The organism is Corallococcus aberystwythensis, assembly GCF_003612165.1.
Taxonomy (GTDB): Bacteria; Myxococcota; Myxococcia; order Myxococcales; family Myxococcaceae; genus Corallococcus; species Corallococcus aberystwythensis.
Genome location: NZ_RAWK01000241.1, coordinates 1 through 15,406, shown reverse-complemented (window position 1 = coordinate 15,406; position 15,406 = coordinate 1). Strand labels below are relative to the sequence as shown.

The 15,406-nt window shown below is 69.6% G+C and carries 18 protein-coding genes; 10 read left to right on the top strand and 8 right to left on the bottom strand.

Annotation, left to right across the window (positions count from 1 at the left end):
* Positions 1-2: 2 nt before the first annotated feature.
* Together D7W81_RS31445 and D7W81_RS31440 are read right to left on the bottom strand one after the other, a co-directional pair.
* On the bottom strand, positions 3-218 hold the full coding sequence (locus D7W81_RS31445) for a hypothetical protein (protein WP_120559093.1): 216 nt from the start codon (positions 216-218) through the stop codon (positions 3-5).
* Between the two features lie 33 nt (positions 219-251).
* On the bottom strand, positions 252-791 hold the full coding sequence (locus D7W81_RS31440) for a periplasmic heavy metal sensor (RefSeq protein ID WP_120559092.1): 540 nt from the start codon (positions 789-791) through the stop codon (positions 252-254).
* Between the two features lie 357 nt (positions 792-1,148).
* On the opposite strand from D7W81_RS31440, the gene D7W81_RS31435 reads away from it, so the two are divergent.
* Together D7W81_RS31435 and D7W81_RS31430 are read left to right on the top strand one after the other, a co-directional pair.
* Entirely contained in the window at positions 1,149-1,349 is a 201-nt protein-coding gene (locus tag D7W81_RS31435) for a cold-shock protein (RefSeq protein WP_120529680.1), read from the top strand.
* 197 nt (positions 1,350-1,546) lie between these two features.
* Complete coding sequence (locus D7W81_RS31430) at positions 1,547-1,912, top strand: cupin domain-containing protein (protein WP_120559091.1); 366 nt, start codon at positions 1,547-1,549, stop codon at positions 1,910-1,912.
* Between the two features lie 23 nt (positions 1,913-1,935).
* On the opposite strand, the gene D7W81_RS31425 is transcribed toward D7W81_RS31430, so the two are convergent.
* Both D7W81_RS31425 and D7W81_RS31420 read right to left on the bottom strand, forming a co-directional pair.
* Entirely contained in the window at positions 1,936-2,709 is a 774-nt protein-coding gene (locus D7W81_RS31425; protein ID WP_147445686.1) for a hypothetical protein, read from the bottom strand.
* Positions 2,710-2,771: 62 nt separating this feature from the next.
* Positions 2,772-3,701, bottom strand: a complete 930-nt coding sequence (locus D7W81_RS31420) for a LysR family transcriptional regulator (protein ID WP_120559089.1) — start codon at positions 3,699-3,701, stop codon at positions 2,772-2,774.
* An 87-nt stretch (positions 3,702-3,788) separates the two neighbouring features.
* On the opposite strand from D7W81_RS31420, the gene D7W81_RS31415 reads away from it, so the two are divergent.
* From D7W81_RS31415 to D7W81_RS31405, 3 genes are all read left to right on the top strand, one after another.
* A complete protein-coding gene (locus D7W81_RS31415) occupies positions 3,789-4,784 on the top strand; it encodes an MBL fold metallo-hydrolase (RefSeq protein ID WP_120559088.1) in 996 nt (331 codons plus the stop codon).
* Between the two features lie 95 nt (positions 4,785-4,879).
* Positions 4,880-5,452, top strand: coding sequence for a tRNA-uridine aminocarboxypropyltransferase (locus D7W81_RS31410; RefSeq protein ID WP_120559087.1), 573 nt, complete (start codon positions 4,880-4,882; stop codon positions 5,450-5,452).
* A 22-nt stretch (positions 5,453-5,474) separates the two neighbouring features.
* The gene (locus tag D7W81_RS31405) at positions 5,475-6,104 is read left to right on the top strand and encodes an HAD hydrolase-like protein (protein WP_120559086.1); all 630 of its coding nucleotides are present in this window, start codon (positions 5,475-5,477) and stop codon (positions 6,102-6,104) included.
* A 14-nt stretch (positions 6,105-6,118) separates the two neighbouring features.
* Here D7W81_RS31405 and D7W81_RS31400 read toward each other — a convergent pair whose 3' ends face one another.
* Positions 6,119-7,567, bottom strand: a complete 1,449-nt coding sequence (locus D7W81_RS31400; RefSeq protein ID WP_120559085.1) for a M20 family peptidase — start codon at positions 7,565-7,567, stop codon at positions 6,119-6,121.
* Positions 7,568-7,891: 324 nt separating this feature from the next.
* Here D7W81_RS31400 and D7W81_RS31395 point away from each other — a divergent pair, with 324 nt between their 5' ends.
* The 3 genes from D7W81_RS31395 (at position 7,892) to D7W81_RS31385 (ending at position 11,110) form a co-directional block, all read left to right on the top strand.
* On the top strand, positions 7,892-8,842 hold the full coding sequence (locus tag D7W81_RS31395) for a GNAT family N-acetyltransferase (protein WP_120559084.1): 951 nt from the start codon (positions 7,892-7,894) through the stop codon (positions 8,840-8,842).
* 156 nt (positions 8,843-8,998) lie between these two features.
* Positions 8,999-10,045: an acyltransferase family protein gene (locus D7W81_RS31390; protein ID WP_120559083.1), complete on the top strand. Its 1,047-nt coding sequence runs from the start codon at positions 8,999-9,001 to the stop codon at positions 10,043-10,045.
* 72 nt (positions 10,046-10,117) lie between these two features.
* The gene (locus D7W81_RS31385) at positions 10,118-11,110 is read left to right on the top strand and encodes a GNAT family N-acetyltransferase (RefSeq protein ID WP_244227551.1); all 993 of its coding nucleotides are present in this window, start codon (positions 10,118-10,120) and stop codon (positions 11,108-11,110) included.
* A gap of 3 nt (positions 11,111-11,113) precedes the next feature.
* On the opposite strand, the gene D7W81_RS31380 is transcribed toward D7W81_RS31385, so the two are convergent.
* Positions 11,114-11,488, bottom strand: a complete 375-nt coding sequence (locus D7W81_RS31380; protein WP_120559082.1) for a winged helix-turn-helix transcriptional regulator — start codon at positions 11,486-11,488, stop codon at positions 11,114-11,116.
* Between the two features lie 50 nt (positions 11,489-11,538).
* Here D7W81_RS31380 and D7W81_RS31375 point away from each other — a divergent pair, with 50 nt between their 5' ends.
* Positions 11,539-12,351 carry an SDR family oxidoreductase gene (locus D7W81_RS31375; protein ID WP_120559081.1) on the top strand — a complete coding sequence of 271 codons (813 nt, stop codon included), beginning with the start codon at positions 11,539-11,541 and terminating at the stop codon, positions 12,349-12,351.
* Positions 12,352-12,569: 218 nt separating this feature from the next.
* Positions 12,570-13,757 (top strand): CmlA/FloR family chloramphenicol efflux MFS transporter, encoded by a 1,188-nt coding sequence (gene cml, locus D7W81_RS31370; protein WP_208721533.1) that lies wholly within the window; start codon positions 12,570-12,572, stop codon positions 13,755-13,757.
* Here the strand turns inward: cml and D7W81_RS31365 are convergent.
* Together D7W81_RS31365 and D7W81_RS31360 are read right to left on the bottom strand one after the other, a co-directional pair.
* On the bottom strand, positions 13,754-14,635 hold the full coding sequence (locus tag D7W81_RS31365) for an AraC family transcriptional regulator (protein WP_120559095.1): 882 nt from the start codon (positions 14,633-14,635) through the stop codon (positions 13,754-13,756). The genes cml and D7W81_RS31365 overlap by 4 nt on opposite strands.
* A gap of 101 nt (positions 14,636-14,736) precedes the next feature.
* A complete protein-coding gene (locus D7W81_RS31360; RefSeq protein WP_120559094.1) occupies positions 14,737-15,402 on the bottom strand; it encodes a hydrolase in 666 nt (221 codons plus the stop codon).
* Positions 15,403-15,406: the final 4 nt, after the last annotated feature.

The window sequence follows — 15,406 nt, the reverse complement described above, 5'->3', positions numbered from 1 at the left end:
TCCTAACGCGCTCCGTGTGCGTCGGCGGGGCCGGAGGTGCCCTGGGGCTGCCGCGCGTGCCAGTCCCAGTACGGCGGCATCCCGTTGCGGTAGGTGGGGCCGCCCCAGTCACCCCGGTGGCAGGCGGAGCGGTGGTGGCGGGCGAGGCTCGCGAAGCCGGAGGCGTAGCCTCCGATGGCACCCGCGGCGAGGAGGACGACGAGCAGACGGTGTCTCATGGGCAATCTCCAGGGAAGAGGGCAGGGCGCTTTTCAGACGAAGGACGCGGGGCCGTCATCGTTGTGGGGGCGGCCACCCCAGCGGCCGTACCCGCCGCAGCGGCGGCCGTGCCAGCCGTGCCCCTCGCCGCGCCAGCCGTGGCCCCAGCCGTGCTCGATGATGTCCGCGAGCTCGCGGCGCTGGTTGGGCTCCAGCGCCTCGTGCACCTGGGACAGGGCGTCCTGCACGGCGTTGCGCAGCGTCTCCAGCGCCACGTCGTGGCGGCTGAACAGCTCGCGCAGCATGGCGCCGTCGAAGTGCTCCCCGCGCAGCGAGCCCGCGAGCGACGTGCGGCTGGGGCCCCACTGGTCCTTCACCTTCGCGAAGGCCTCGCGCACGCTCTCCACGGCCTTCACGAGGACCTTCTCCTGGCCGGGCGACGTCTCCAGCCGCTCGAAGAGCCAGCGCAGCCGGGGGCGCGTGCTCCAGCGGCCCCCACGGCCATGATGATGGTGGCCGTAGCCGTAGCGCCCCCGGCGCAGGGTGGCGAAGAGACCGGCGAGGCAGGCGGTACCGAAGAGGAATCCGAACATGTGCTTGGCTCCAGGAAGCAGGCCGGGCGCCGACCAGGCGGGCCCGTGTCGTTTCTGACGGAGCTCAAGGTAGAAGGCGGGTGTGAAGCCCACGCCCGGGGGCGGTGAAGAAATGTGAAGGCCCCCGGAAAGTCCTCGGGAATGCCCTGGGGGGCACCGGAGGTTCTTATGCCGGGCCTCGACTACACCCGCTGTGTCGGGTGAAGGACGGCTTCCGGCGAGATTCCACCCTCAGGAGTGGTGTTCCCGCAGGAAGTGGGTAGAGTGCCCGGCGTGGCGGGGCGGTGTTCGTTCCGGCACCGGTGGAAGGCGCGAGCCTGTCACCTGTTCAGAGCAGAGAAAGAGAAGAGACTCACAATGGCATTCGGTACCGTGAAGTGGTTCAACGACGCGAAGGGTTTCGGCTTCATTGCGCAGGACAATGGCGAGGACGTTTTCTGCCATCACACTGCGATCAACATGGATGGCTTCCGCACCCTGGCTGAAGGCCAGAAGGTGGAGTTCGAAGTCACCAAGGGCCCGAAGGGCCTGCAGGCGCAGAACGTTCGCGCAGCCTGAGCTAGCCGAACCTTCGACTCACCCCCAGTGGTGAGTCCTCGAAGCCCAGTCTCCCCCAGGGAGGCTGGGCTTTCGTCTTTTCGGACGCAGGGCAGGCGGGCGGCCGTCGCGACGCGTTCCGCCATGGGCCGGGGCCTTCCCTACCTTCTCCCAGGAGGAGCGCGGCACCGCATGCCGCCCCCCAAGGAGAGGCGAACATGGGCGACACCAGCGTGAAGAAGGTCGAGAGCCGCCATTCCCCCAAGGGGGAGATGGGCCAGAAGTACCTCGCATCCGGCGTCCGTGTGGCCATGCGGATGTGGGAGGACGAGCCGCCCGCCGAGGCCAAGCCCGCCAGCACCCGCGACTACGAGACCGTGGGCTTCGTGCTCAAGGGCCGCGCGGAGCTGCACCTGGAGGGGCAGACCCTCCTGCTCAACCCGGGGGATTCCTGGCTCGTGCCGCGCGGCGCCAGCCACACGTACAAGATCCTGGAGACCTTCTCCGCCGTGGAGGCGACCAGCCCCGTGGCCACCGCGCACGGCCGCGACGAGCACGAGGCCCCGAAGGGCGCCAAGGCCTGACGGGCCAATGAGCTCAGACGCGGTCAGGGACCGCCCTTCGGAGACGCCTCCGGGGGCGGGTCCTGTTGCCAGCGGAGGCCGAGGATGCCGCCCATCCGTGGCGAGGAGGCGCAATGGAAGGAGCTCTCCGACTCCACGATGCAGGCGAGGGAAGTCCCTGGCGGCACGGGCTTGAAGTCCGCGTCGATGGGGGCCTTCGATTCCTGGGGCCGGTCGCAGAAGTAGATGCCGGGGATGTAACGGTCATCGCGCATGCACACCAGGCCGGCCGCGGATTGAGGGGGACCCAGGGAGTACTCCGTGCCGCGGCAGACGATTGTTCCGAACGCGTCCGTCTGTGATTCGCAGCGCAGGGCCGCCTCGTCATTCGCATCGGGCGCGAAGCGCTCGCAGGCCTTGCGGCTGATGTATGACCGGTAGCGGCCGTTGCCTCCACCCGGATCGCTGTCGTACCAGAGCTGGAACCGCTCTCCCGTGGCGGAGCGGATCAGGGCCTGGGAGATGGCGGAGTCAATGCCAGGCAGGTGGAAGATGGCGATGAAGGGTTTGCCAGCCGCCTCCGCCGCCTCCACGCAGGACCGCGCCTTCAGCCGCTCCTCGCTGCTCCGGGAGACACCGCAGTCCACCGCCTGGGCATCCGCCAGGGGACGCGCCGTGGCCACGATGTCGCAGTCCCTCAAATGCACCTGGGTGCTGAAGCGAACGGTGGCCGTGGTGGCAGGAGGCGCCTGCGGGACGCCGGCACATCCCGACACTCCCAGGATGAGGCCTGCCGCGACGGAGCGATGAGAGGTCATCCCGGGAGGCTCCCGTGCTCGCGATGTGGACGCAACCCCACCGTCGGGGCGACGTGAGGCGGTCACGGCTGTCCGTCACGCCGCCAGACGTTCGTCCGGCTCGCGCACAGCTCCAGCACCCAGTCGATGAACACGCGCAGGCCGGCATCCCGCTGCCTCGCGGGTGGGTAGACCAGGAAGATGGGGCGGGCTTCGGGGCGCCATCCCTCCAGCACGGGCACCAGCTCGCCCGTGGCCAGGTAGGGCTCCACCACGAAACGCGGGGCCACCATGACGCCCAGGCCCGCGAGCCCGGCGCCCAGGTACGCGTTGGTCTCGTTGAGCAGCAGCTGGCTGCGGCCCTGGACCTGGAGCCGCTCCTCGCCGCGCTGGAAGGTGAAGGGGAGCGGCTTGCCGCTCGGCGACGCGAAGTAGCTCACCATCGCATGCGACGCGCCGGCCAGCTCCAACGGGTGGTGCGGCGTGCCGTGGCGCTCCAGGTACCGCGGCGCCGCGCAGACCCAATAGTCCAGGTCGCCCAGGTGCTTCGCGACCAGGGATTCATCCTTCACGCCACCTCCCCGGATGGCGCAGTCGACGTTGTCCGACAGGAGGTCCACGACGCGGTCACTCACCCCCAGCTCGATCTGCAGCTGCGGATAGCGCGCGCAGAAAGACGGCAGGGCGGGGATGAGCAGCAGCCGGGAGATGGTCCCACTCGACTCCACCCGCAGGCGTCCCCTGGGGCCTCGCCGGGTCTGCGTCAGCGTGGACTCGAGTTCCCGCACCTCCCCCAGCAGCCGCAACGCCTGCTGGTAGTAGGTCATGCCCTCCGGCGTGACTGTCACGCGGCGCGTGGTGCGGTGCAGCAGCTTCACCCGCAGCTGCGCCTCCAGTTGTTGGATGAGCCGGGTCACCGCGGTCTTCGGGCGCCCCAGCGCATCGGCCGCCTTGGTGAAGGTGCCGCTCTCCACCACGCGGACGAAGGCCTCCATCGCCGCGAACCTGTCCATCTTCCACCTCATTGTTTCAGCGGTGAAACGGAGTGTGTGCCGTGCGCCTGTTTATCGCAGGGCCTGCCGGCCGCTATCTCCTCGCGCATGAAAAGACCTCTCTTCCGCAGTGGTGTTGTCTCTCTTTCCCTCGCTCGCGTCCTCGCGCTGGGAGGGCTGGCCGTCGCGCCACTCCTGCCGTCCACCGTCCACGCGGCGGCGCCCCAGGTGCGCCCCCAGGCCCCCGGCTTCTACCGGATGAAGCTCGGCGACTTCGAGGTCACCGCGCTCTCCGACGGCACCGTGCCCCAGACCATTCGCGAGATCGCGACGAACACGACGCCGGAGCGGGTGACGGCCCTGCTGGCGCGCGACTACCTCCAGGACCCGGTAGAGACGTCCATCAACGCCTTTCTCATCAACACCGGCACGTCGCTCGTGCTCGTGGACACGGGCGTGGGCAGCCTCTTCGGTCCGGACGTCGGCGGCCGGCTCCAGCACAGCCTCCGCGCCGCGGGCTATCAGCCCGAGCAGGTGGACGTGGTGCTCCTCACGCACATCCACTCCGACCACTCCGGAGGCCTCATGACGGGCACGCGCCGCGCATTCCCCAACGCCATCCTCCGGGTGCACGCCCGGGAGGCGGACTTCTGGCTCAGCCCGGAGAACATGGCGAAGGGGGAGGTGCCGAAGCAGTACTTCGAGGAGGCCCGGGCGATGGTGGGGCCGTATCAGGACGCGGGGAAGCTGAAGCCGTTCGGAGACAGGGAGTTCCTCGTGCCGGGCATCCGAGCGGTGCCGACGCCGGGACACACCCCCGGGCACAGCATCTACGTCGTGGAGAGCCAGGGGCAGCGGCTGTTCCTGGGCGGGGACCTCATGCACTTCGGCTCGGTGCAGCTGCGCGAGCCCGCGGTGACGGTTTCCTACGACGTTGATTCCCGTGCGGCCGCGGCCCAGCGCGCGCGGGTGTTCGCGGAGATCGCGGCGCGTGGCGACCTGGTGGGGATGGACCACATGTCCTTCCCCGGCCTGGGCCGGCTCGCCACGGACGGCAAGGGCTACCGGTGGATCCCGGTCAACTACACCTCGGGGCAGCGGTAACAGGGGGGAGGGCAGGCCAAGGCGCGAGCCACGGCCTGCCACCCCGGCAACGAGCGCTTTTCTTCACGCGGGGACCCGCCCAGGATGACGGGAGGATGCCTCCCCGCGCTGACCGTCCCCCTCGCTGTTCGCGTTGCAACCTGGCGAAGCACCTGTGTCTGTGCGCGGAGGTTCCCCGGGTGGAGACCCGCACCCGGTTCCTCTTCCTCCAGCACGTGATGGAGGTGTCGAAGCGCAGCAACACCGGCGGCGTGGCCGCGCTCGCCCTCGCGAACGCGAAGCTGCTCATCCATGGCGCGCGGGCCGGGGCGCTCGACATGGAAGTGCTCTCCGAGCCGGGCACCTGGCTGCTCTTCCCGGACGGCCCCACCGCGCCACCGGATGCCCCCGCGCCCAGGCAGGTGGTGGTGCTGGACGCGAACTGGTCGCAGGCACGGCGGATGACCCAGCGGCTTCCTGAGCTCAGGGCGCTTCCCCGGCTGGTGTTGCCTCCGCCGGAGCCCGGCCTGCTCCGGCTCCGTGAAACCTCGCACCCCGCGGGCATGTCCACCCTGGATGCCGTTGCCCGCGCGGTGGCCCTGCTAGAAGGTCCAGAGGCGGCGGCCCCGCTGGCGCGGTTGGCGGCGCTCCGGGTCCAGCGCATCGCCGACTGCGGGACGCTGAACTGAGACCGGAGGCGGGAGGGCGACCATGGGATACCGGCTGATCATCTTCGACTTCGACGGGACGCTCGCGAACAGCGCGGACTGGATGCGCGGCATCTTCAACGACGTGGCCCGCCGCTACGGCTTTCGCAGCGTCAGCGAAGAGGAGCTGGAGGCCCTGCGCGGGCAGGACAACCGGGCCATCATCGCGCGGCTCGGCGTGCCCATGTGGAAGATGCCCTTCATCGCCGCGCACATGCGCAAGCTCGTCGCGCGTGACGTGCACCGCATCCCGCTCTTCCCGGGCGTGGAGGCGATGCTCGAACAGCTGGAGGCGCGGGGCATCACGCTCGCCGTGGTGAGCTCCAACGCGGAGGAGAACGTGCGGCGGGTGCTCGGGCCGGTGGCGTCCGCGCGCATCCGCCACTACGCCTGCGGCGCGGGCATCTTCGGCAAGCGCTCGAAGTTCCGGAAGGTGCTGAAGGCCGCTGGCGTGCAGCCCACCGAGGCCCTCTCCGTGGGCGACGAGGTGCGCGACATCGAGGCCGCGGCGGCGGAGGGCATCCCTACCGCCGCGGTGACGTGGGGCTACGCGACGGAGGCGCTGCTGCGCTCGCGCGCGCCCACACTCGTCCTCACCCGTCTGGATGACTTGCTGGAGGCTGTCGCGGCGTAGTGGGGGGCTCCCTGCTAGCGCGTCGTGTTGCGCAGGTACTGCGCGTAGAAGCGGATGGCGGCGGCGTGCTCCTCGATGGAGAGCCGCTCGTCCCGGCCGTGCATCCGCGTGAGGTCCTCGCGGTTCATCCGCACCGGCACGAAGCGGTACACGCTGTCGCTCAGGGGATGGAAGTAGCGCGCGTCGGTGGCCGCCACGGTGAGGAAGGGCGCCACCAGCACGTCCGGGAACACCTGCCGGATGCTGCGCTGCAACTGCCGCCAGCCCTCCGTGTCCAGGCGTGACACCGGCGAGGCCTCGTCGCCCTCGGCGGACAGCTCCACGCGTGTGTCATCCACCACCTTGCGCACGTGGGTGCGCACATCCTCCAGGCTGTCGCCCGGCAGGATGCGGACGTTGAGCACCGCGCGCGCCTGCGAGGGCAGCACGTTGGGCTTGGGGCTGCCCTCCAGCATCGTGGCCGCGAAGGTGGTGCGGAGGGTGGCGTTCGTGGAGGGGGATGCGGCCATCTGCCGCTCGATGACGGGGGAGAACAGCCAGGTGTTGGCGAAGAGCAGGCGCATGCCGAAGCCCATCTCCGGCCCCACGTACTCGAACAGCGCCCGCGTCCCGCCGCGCAGCTCGGGCTTGAAGGGGTGCTCCTCCAGGGCCACCAGCGCCCGCGCGAGGGTGTTCGCGGCCGTCTGCCGCGGGGGCATGGACGCGTGTCCGCCCGCGCTCCGCACCACCAGCTCCACGCGCGCCGAGCCCTTCTCCGCCACGCCCACCAGCGCCACCGGCGCGGCCACGCCGGGCACGAGCCCGACGCCAATGGGGCCTCCCTCGTCCAGCACCGACTCCAGGCGCACGCCCCGCTCACGCAGCAGCGCGGCCACGCGGGCGGCACCGTCGCGTCCACCCACCTCCTCGTCCGCGCCCAGGGCGAGCATCACCGTGCGGCGGGGGCGGTAGCCCTGGGCGAGCAGCCCCTCCACGGCCTCCAGGATGGCGAGCACGCTGCCCTTGTCGTCCAGCGTCCCGCGCCCGTGGATGTAGCCGTCCGCCACGACGCCGCCGAAGGGCGGGTGGCTCCAGGTGGCCTCCGCCTCCACGGGCACCACGTCCAGGTGGCCCATCAGCAGCACGGGCTTCAGCCCGGGCTCCGAACCCTTCCACGTGTAGAGGTGTGCGTGCGCGCCCACGGCCTCATGCGCGAGCTCCGCGTGCACGCGGGGAAACGCGGCGACGAACTGTTCTTGCAGTGCCTGGAAGGCGGCGTCCTCCGTGCCCATGCCGTCGGAGGCGGCGATGGTGCGGTGGCGCAGCGCCTTGGCGAGCCGGCCCGCGGCCTTGGCGGCATCCACCGGGAAGGGCTCGGCGGGCTCGGCGGCCACCTGCCGGGAATCGAAGCGCAGCGTGCGGACGACGAGGGCGCTAACGAAAAGCAGGGCGAGGGCCAGCAGGACGAGGAGGGCGCGCTTCATCGGCTCGGATTTCCAGGGGAGGGACCGCCGAGCGTACCAGCAGGCGCGGCGCGCGATGTCCGCCGTCCTACGCGGACCCCGCGACGCCGGGGCGAGACCGCGGGCCCTGGCGCCAGGATTCCAACAGCTGGGGTGTCCCGGAGGCCGGGTTCATCAAAAAGCCCAGGCGGCTACCCTGCAACGGGAACGCCAGAAATATAATGAAACACGGAAATGACGACTTTCACGGAAGACTGGTTCCCGCATCGGGAATCCATCCGAGTCGCCAACTGGCTCGGTTTTCAAGGCCGTCGTGGACGTGAGCAGGACCGGGGGGGCGCAGACATGCGGATGTTGCGAACAAGGGCCGTGCTCGTCCCTGATCAAGGGGCGCTGGCGCTGTCGGAGGACTACTTCCGTTCCGCGCACCATCTGCGGGCCGAACAGGTGACGCATACGCTGGTCATCGAGGACGGCGAGGGACACGCGCAGCGCGTGCCGCTCATCGTGCGGCCCATCGAGGGAACACCCTACCGTGACGCCATCTCTCCGTATGGGTTTCCCGGGGGCGCGCTGGACGGGCTCCGGGAGGTGGCGAAGGAGGCGGTGGACTGGACGGACACGGGGCTGGTCAGCATCTTCGTTCGCGACCGCGTCGCGGGCCCCCGCTGCTTCGCGGGCGGGACGGAGCGCAATGAGGTCTTCCTCATCGACCCGCGCCTGCCGGTCGAGTTCCGGGAGATGCATTACCGGCACATCCGGCGCAACCTCCGGCTGGGCTTCGTGAGCACCGCGCATGAGGCGCGCGAGGTGCCCCTCGAGGTGCGGGAGGGCTTCCAGGCGGCCTACCTGCAGACCATGGTCCGCGAAGGGGCCAGCCCCCGGTACTTCTTCTCGGACGCGTACTTCGAGCAGCTGTTCGCTTCGCCCAGCGCCTGGCTGGTGACGACGCATGCGCCGGAGGGTGGCGTGGCCTCCGCCGCGCTGTGTGTCAGCAGCGACGGCATGCTGCACTACTACCTGGGCGGCACCGCGGATGCGCACCTGTCGCGCTCACCGGCGAAGAATGTCTTTGGGACGCTGGTCGAACTCTGCACGCGGCTCGGGGTTCCGCTGCATCTGGGGGGCGGCGTCCGGCCGGGTGACAGCCTGGAGCAATTCAAGCGGAGCCTGGCGAACGGGAGCTCACGCCTCCACACCCATGAGCTGATCTGCGAGCCGGCGGTGTATGCCCACCTGTCACAAGGCCGTGCCAGCGGCGATTTCTTCCCAGCCTACCGCGCGCCCCGGACTTGAAACACAGCCGTGGGGCCTGCGACGCGAGGGCCGGCAGGTGCGGACGGCGTGACACATGCCCGCGACTGGGGGGGGCATGGTGAGAACACGGCGCGACACCTACCGTTCGACCCGCTCCGGGGAGTGATCGGAGAGGTCCAGGAAGGGTGAGCCCGGATGACAAGCATTCCTGCCGTCTCGGGTTCGAACCCGCCGCGTCTGGTGGAGCTGGACGCACTCCGGGGCTTCGCCGCGCTGGCGGTCGCGCTGTATCACTTCACGGCTGAATACAGCGACCTCTACGGACACTCCGTCCCCCTGTGGGAGATGCGCTTCGGGAAGTATGGGGTCCAGCTCTTCTTCGCCATCAGCGGCTTCGTCATCCTGATGTCGCTGGAGCGCATCGAGCGGGCCCGGGACTTCGTGTGGAGCCGCGCGGCCCGGCTCTATCCGTCCTATTGGACGGCCGTCGCGCTCACCTTCACGGTGGTGACGCTGTTCGGGCTGCCGGAGCGTGAGTTCAGCCTCCAGACGGCCCTGGTCAACCTGACCATGTTTCACGAGCTGCTACGCGTCCCCCATGTGGACACCGTGTACTGGACGCTGACCATCGAGCTGTCCTTCTACCTGCTGATGTTCCTGCTCGCGTCCACGCGAACGCTCCCCAAGGTCATCTCCATCTTCATCGTGCTCGTCGTGCTGCAGACCGCGGCCGAGCTGGCCGCGCAGGCCCTGGGAATGACCTTCCTCGCGCGGCTCGCGAGCCGGCCGCACCTGCAGTACTTCGCGCTGGGCGTGCTGGCCTACAAGCAGAGCCGCGGCGAGGTCTCCGTGCCTTCCGCGCTGGTGCTGGTGGCCGTCAGCTTCGCTCACGAGGTGCTCGTGGGGAGCGAGGCTCCCGCCCCCGTGTTCCTGGTCGTGCTGGGCATCTCCCAGGCGCTGTCCCGGGGCTGGCTGCGCTGGCTCTCCTGGCGCCCGCTGCTCTTCATGGGGTTCATCTCCTACCCGTTCTACCTGGTGCACCAGAACATCGGTTACGTGCTCATCCGGCGGCTCGAGGCCGCGGGGTGGCGCCCCGAGGCAGCCATTGCGGTCGCGTTGGCGCTTGGGTTCCTGCTGGCCATCGTCATCACCTACCGCGTCGAACAGCCCGCGCTGCGCGGCTACCGGCAGTGGCGGCGCAAGGCCCAGGCCCGGACGGCGGTCCCACCCCACATCGCATGAGAACCTCCGTGTGCTCGGCGTGAGCGCAGGAGACGGCGGGTCTGGCGTTGCTCGTTGAAAGGATGCGCTCGAATGATGATGAACCACACCGAAGCCGCGAGGCTCACGTCCCCGAGCCTGAAGCCCTGTCGTGCCGTCCTGATTCCTGACGAGGGGATGTCCGCCCTGTCGGAGGACTACTTCCGCTCCGCGCACCACCTGCGGGCCGAGGGCGCGACGCATACGCTGGTCATCGAGGACGGAGCGGGACGCGCGCTGCGGGTGCCGCTCATCGTGCGGCCCATCGACGGGACGCCGTACCACGATGCGATTTCTCCCTACGGTTATCCCGGCGGGCGGCTGGATGGATTGAACGACGTGCCAAAGGACGCGGTGGATTGGACGGACACCGGGCTCGTCAGCCTCTTCGTGCGGGACCGCGTCGTGGGGCCCCAGTGTTTCGCGGGCGGGACGGAGCGCAACGCGGTGTTCTTCATCGACCCGCGGCTGCCCATTGAATTCCAGGCGGAGGCCCGCCGGCAGATGCGGCGCAACACCCGGCTGGGCTTCGTGAGCACCTGCGTTCCGATGCGCGAGGCCTCGCACGAGGAGCGCGAGGGCTTCAAGGACGTCTACCGGCAGACCATGGTCCGCGACGGGGCCCAGTCCCGGTACTTCTTCTCCGATGCGTACTTCGAGGAGCTGTTCTCCTCCCCGGTGGCCTGGCTCGCGACGACCCGTGCCCCGGACGGCCACATCGCCTCCTCAGGGGTGGGGGTCACCAGCGACGGCGTGCTGCACTACTACCTGGGCGGGACGGCGGATGCGGACCTGGCGCGCTCGCCGGCCAAGAACACCGTCTTCGGGGCGCTGGTGGAGCTGGGCACGCAGCTGGGGCTGCCGTTCCACCTGGGCGGAGGCGTCAAGCCGGGCGACGGCCTGGAGCAGTTCAAGCGGAGCTTCTCCAACGCAAGCTCCCATCTCCACACCCACGAGGTGATCTGCGAGCCCACGGTGTACGCCCGCCTGTCGGAAGGCCGCGGCGACAAGGGGTTCTTCCCGGCGTACCGCGCGCCGGGAAACTGACCTTCAGGAGGTTTCACGCGTCGCGGCCCATCGGAGCAGTCCATCCAGCACCGGGCACAGGGACTGCCCCCACGGGGTGAGTTGATATTCGACACGCGGCGGGACCTCCGCGTACACGACCCTGCGCACCAACCCATCCCGTTCCAGCTGCCTCAGTTGCTGGGCGAGCATCTTCTGGGAGATGCCAGGAATGGCGCGCTCGAACTCCGAGAAGCGCACCACCCGGCCCCCGAAGAGTTGGAAGAGGATCACGAGCTTCCAGCGGCCTTCGAGCAGTCCGAGGACCTCCTCGACCCGCGCCGCGGCCGCCTCGGGAGTCGTGGGCTCCTCATACTTACCCGCCGGTGAGTCCCCCACTTCTTCGTGCGCTCTTGTCATCGCGCGAGTCTAGCGACATTCCTATCCGCGTCCCCCGATAGGAGAAACCCATGTCGACCACGGCAGCCCCTCGCTTTCCCATTGATCCCCGCGAGTTCGCGGACAAGCGCGTGCTCGTGACGGGGGGAACCAAGGGGGCGGGGCAGGCCATCGTCCGCCGGCTCAGCGCGGCGGGCGCGGTGACAATCGCGGTCGCTCGCACCGCGCCTTCCGAGCGCGAGCCGGTTCCCGGTCTCTTCGTGCAGGCGGATCTCGGTACTCCGGAAGGCGTGGACACGGTGATGCGGCAGGTCCAGGACAAGGCCGGAGGCATCGACATCCTGGTTCACAACCTGGGAGGCTCCTCCGCGCCCGGGGGCGGATTCGCCATGCTCACCGAGCAGCACTGGCAGGACGAGCTCTCGCTCAATCTGCTGGCGGCGGTCCGGCTGGATCGCGCACTCATTCCACAAATGCTTGAGCGCGGAAGAGGCGTGGTGCTGCACATCTCTTCCATCCAGCGGAAGCTTCCGCTCCACGACTCGACCATCGCGTATGCCGCCGCGAAGGCCGCGCTGTCGACGTATAGCAAGGCGCTCTCCAAGGAGCTGGGACCCCGCGGGATCCGGGTCAACTCGATTGCTCCCGGGTGGATCCGCACGACCGCCGCCGAAGCCCTGGTGAAGCGGATCTCGGAACACGCGGGGACGGACGAGGCGGCCGCGCGCCAGAGCATCATGGATGCGCTCGGTGGCATTCCGTTGGGACGCCCGGCCTGGCCGGAAGAGGTCGCGGAGCTCGTCGCCTTCCTGGCCTCGGAGCGTGCCGCGTCCATCCACGGCAGTGAGTACGCGATCGACGGTGGAACGGTCCCGACGGTCTGACGCCGTGGGCCCGCGTCCTTGTCAGGAAGGGCCCGGCATTTTCGTCCCGCCCGGACCTGACGCACCCCGGAGCCCGCCCGATGGGAGATGCCAGTTCCGCAGATGAGTGAGCCGCGGCGACACGTCCCTTGTTGCCGCGGCCCTCTGCCCCAGCTCATCCCGGTCCCCGTGGAGAGGCAGATCGCCGCCAGATGTTTCCCATTTGCGCGGATGCCTTCATGTCTGACCCGAAAACGCTGTCCTGGAATCTCTCCGTGCCGTCGGCGCTGTTGCTGATGGCCCCCTTCGACCTCCTGGCCTCGCTGGCCATGGACATCTACCTGCCCGTGGTTCCGGCCATGACCGGAATCCTCGGCACGTCCCCCTCCATCATCCAGCTCACGCTGAGCCTCTACATGGCCATGCTCGGACTGGGGCAGCTGGTGTTCGGCCCGGTCTCGGACCGCATCGGCCGGCGCCGGGTGCTGCTGGGCGGCGTGGGCGTTTTCGCGGCCACGTCGTTCCTGCTCGCGAGCACCTCCGGCGCCGCGATGTTCGTCGGGCTCCGGCTCTTGCAAGGCATTGGCGCGTCCGCGGCCCTCGTCGCGACGTTCGCGACCGTCCGGGATGTCTATGCGGAGCGGCCCGAAGGCGCGGTCATCTACAGCCTGTTCAGCGCCATGCTCGCGTGCGTTCCGGCACTGGGCCCCATCGCCGGGGCCCTGCTCGCGAAGCAGTTCGGATGGCGGGCCATCTTCGTCACGCTCGGCGTCCTGGCGGCGCTGGCGATGCTCCAGGCCCTGCCGCGCTGGCCTGAGACACGGCCCTCCGGCGTGCCCCGGCAGGGCGGGGCGCTCCTGCCCATCCTGCGCAGCGCCGCGTTCTGGACGTACACGCTGGGCTTCAGCGCGGCGATGGGCTCCTTCTTCGTGTTCTTCTCCACGGCGCCCCGGGTGCTCATGGGCCGGGCCGATTTCTCGGAGCTGGGCTTCAGCCTGGCCTTCGCCACCGCCGCGCTCGCCATGATGGGGACGACGCGCTTCGCGAAGCGGTTCGTGGCCCGCTGGGGGCTGTCGGGAAGCCTTGCCCGCGGCATGCTCCTGCTGCTCCTGGGCGCGGTGTTGCTCGCCGCCGGGCAGCTCCTCTCGGCGCCGTCCTTCGGGACGTTCGTCGTGCCCATGTGGGTCGTCGCGGTGGGAATCGTGTTCGCTGTCTCCGTCACCGCGAACGGCGCGCTCCAATCCTTTGGCGCCGTGGCGGGAACAGCGGTCGCGCTCTACTTCTGCATCCAGAGCCTCATCGTCGGCGTCCTGGGGACGCTGATGGTCGTCCTGCTCGACGGTGACACGGCGTGGCCCCTGGTGGGCTACGCCTCGCTCATGGCCGGGGTGACATTGGGCTGCCTGGCATCCCTCCGGCGCCGTTAGCGCTTGCGGTCCCGGCGCCACCTCGCGGGGGTGGTGCCGTGGGCTCGCCGGAAGGCCTTGCCGAAGTGCACCGCATCGGCGAAGCCCGTCACTTCGGCGACCTGCTCCAGCGATGCGGGCGTGGCCAGCATCATCGCCTGCGCGCGCTCCAGGCGGGCCCGCAGCTGCCATTGGTAGGGCGCCACGCCGGTGGACGCCTTGAAGGCACGGCTGAAGTGCGCCTGTGACAGGTCCACCAGCGCGGCCAGCTCCGACAACTCAACCCGTTCGGGCAGGCGCGACTCCATGAAGCCGAGCACCCGCCGGAGCTGCCACGGAGTCAGGCCCTTGCGCGTGGAGGGACTTTCGTCACGACGCGACCCCAGCGCGGCGAAGAGGGCGGCGGTCAGTCCATCCCCGTAGAGCTGGGTGGAGGGGTCGTCGTCATCCACCACTTCCGCGAGCAGCCGCAGCAGCGTCCAGAGGCGAGCATCGGCGAAGCGCAGCCTCGGGGCCCCCAGCTCGCTGGGGCTCAGCGCCTGGCCCAGGCGCTCGCCCAGTTCCGTCAGGTCGAACGTGAGCACGGCATCGCGCACCAGGCGCGAATCGGCGCTGTAACCCCACAGCGGCATGCCCGCGGGCATGAGGTTCAGCTGCCGCGGGACGTAACCGATGGGACAGGGCCGGCCCGCGCGCAGGCGGGGCTCGCAGGGCGACCCGACCTCCTCCAACAGCGCGCTCAGGCGTGTATGGCTTTCCAGGCACAGGGGATGCTCGGCCGGTCCCGAACAGCGGGTGGCATTCACGTCCACGCGGATACCATTCCATTCGCGCCGGGTGACGGAGATGTCGACCACGTTTTCCGGCAGCGGGCTCAGCCGCTCAGCGCGCGTCTCCAAGGCATCGTCCTCCCGGTTCCCCTTCGGCGGGGCCACTTCCCGGGAGAACGATGTCAGCAGTCCAGGGGCGAGTCATCCCCGGACCGGGGCAGCCCACGCGTTCAGGCGCCCTTGCCGGTCCGGCCTGCCAGCAATTGCAGCTCCCATGCGAAGGCCACGGCGCTGCCTCCGCCATGCTCGGCCAGCACGCCGGCGAGCTCGGCGGCGCTCTCCTCACGCGCCCAGTCGCGCTGCCATTCGGCGACCACCGCCATCCAGGTGATGGGCGTCACGCCCGCCATCTGCATGCGGCGCACAGCCATGTCATGCGCCTCGCGGCTGACGCCTCCCGAGGCGTCGGTGACGGCGTAGACGTCGTAGCCCTCGCCCGCGGCTTGGATGGCGGGCATGGCCAGACAGATCTCCGTCCACAGCGCGGCGATGATCAGCTTCTTCCGGTCCGTCTTCTTCACCGCGTCCACCACGCGGCGGTCCTCCCAGGTGTTGATGAAGGTCCGGTCAATGGGCTTCTGCTCGGGGAACACGTCCTGCAAGCCCTTGATGAGGTAGCCGCCGCGCTCCTCGATGACGGTGGTGAGGATGGTTGGGACCTTGTAGACGCGGGCCGCCTTGGCCAGGCCGACGACGTTGTTGAGCACCATGGTCGGCTCATGGCTGTGCAGGTTGGCGAACTGGTAGGGCTGGTGGTCAATCAGCACCAGCACGGAGTTCTGGGGCGTCAGCAGGGCTTCGAGCCCTCGGTGAGAAGGGTCCTGGGTCGTGCTCATGGTC

What these genes read in the sequence shown, in the direction of transcription:
- D7W81_RS31445 (WP_120559093.1), bottom strand. Translation starts at nt 218, where the DNA reads ATGAGACACCGTCTGCTCGTCGTCCTCCTCGCCGCGGGTGCCATCGGA.
- D7W81_RS31400 (WP_120559085.1), bottom strand. Translation starts at nt 7,567, where the DNA reads ATGAAGCGCGCCCTCCTCGTCCTGCTGGCCCTCGCCCTGCTTTTCGTT.
- D7W81_RS31410 (WP_120559087.1), top strand. Translation starts at nt 4,880, where the DNA reads ATGCCTCCCCGCGCTGACCGTCCCCCTCGCTGTTCGCGTTGCAACCTG.
- D7W81_RS31375 (WP_120559081.1), top strand. Translation starts at nt 11,539, where the DNA reads ATGTCGACCACGGCAGCCCCTCGCTTTCCCATTGATCCCCGCGAGTTC.
- D7W81_RS31420 (WP_120559089.1), bottom strand. Translation starts at nt 3,701, where the DNA reads ATGGACAGGTTCGCGGCGATGGAGGCCTTCGTCCGCGTGGTGGAGAGC.
- D7W81_RS31430 (WP_120559091.1), top strand. Translation starts at nt 1,547, where the DNA reads ATGGGCGACACCAGCGTGAAGAAGGTCGAGAGCCGCCATTCCCCCAAG.
- D7W81_RS31440 (WP_120559092.1), bottom strand. Translation starts at nt 791, where the DNA reads ATGTTCGGATTCCTCTTCGGTACCGCCTGCCTCGCCGGTCTCTTCGCC.
- D7W81_RS31435 (WP_120529680.1), top strand. Translation starts at nt 1,149, where the DNA reads ATGGCATTCGGTACCGTGAAGTGGTTCAACGACGCGAAGGGTTTCGGC.
- D7W81_RS31390 (WP_120559083.1), top strand. Translation starts at nt 8,999, where the DNA reads ATGACAAGCATTCCTGCCGTCTCGGGTTCGAACCCGCCGCGTCTGGTG.
- D7W81_RS31385 (WP_244227551.1), top strand. Translation starts at nt 10,118, where the DNA reads ATGATGATGAACCACACCGAAGCCGCGAGGCTCACGTCCCCGAGCCTG.
- D7W81_RS31405 (WP_120559086.1), top strand. Translation starts at nt 5,475, where the DNA reads ATGGGATACCGGCTGATCATCTTCGACTTCGACGGGACGCTCGCGAAC.
- D7W81_RS31380 (WP_120559082.1), bottom strand. Translation starts at nt 11,488, where the DNA reads ATGACAAGAGCGCACGAAGAAGTGGGGGACTCACCGGCGGGTAAGTAT.
- D7W81_RS31415 (WP_120559088.1), top strand. Translation starts at nt 3,789, where the DNA reads ATGAAAAGACCTCTCTTCCGCAGTGGTGTTGTCTCTCTTTCCCTCGCT.
- D7W81_RS31360 (WP_120559094.1), bottom strand. Translation starts at nt 15,402, where the DNA reads ATGAGCACGACCCAGGACCCTTCTCACCGAGGGCTCGAAGCCCTGCTG.
- cml (WP_208721533.1), top strand. Translation starts at nt 12,570, where the DNA reads ATGTCTGACCCGAAAACGCTGTCCTGGAATCTCTCCGTGCCGTCGGCG.
- D7W81_RS31425 (WP_147445686.1), bottom strand. Translation starts at nt 2,709, where the DNA reads ATGACCTCTCATCGCTCCGTCGCGGCAGGCCTCATCCTGGGAGTGTCG.
- D7W81_RS31395 (WP_120559084.1), top strand. Translation starts at nt 7,892, where the DNA reads ATGCGGATGTTGCGAACAAGGGCCGTGCTCGTCCCTGATCAAGGGGCG.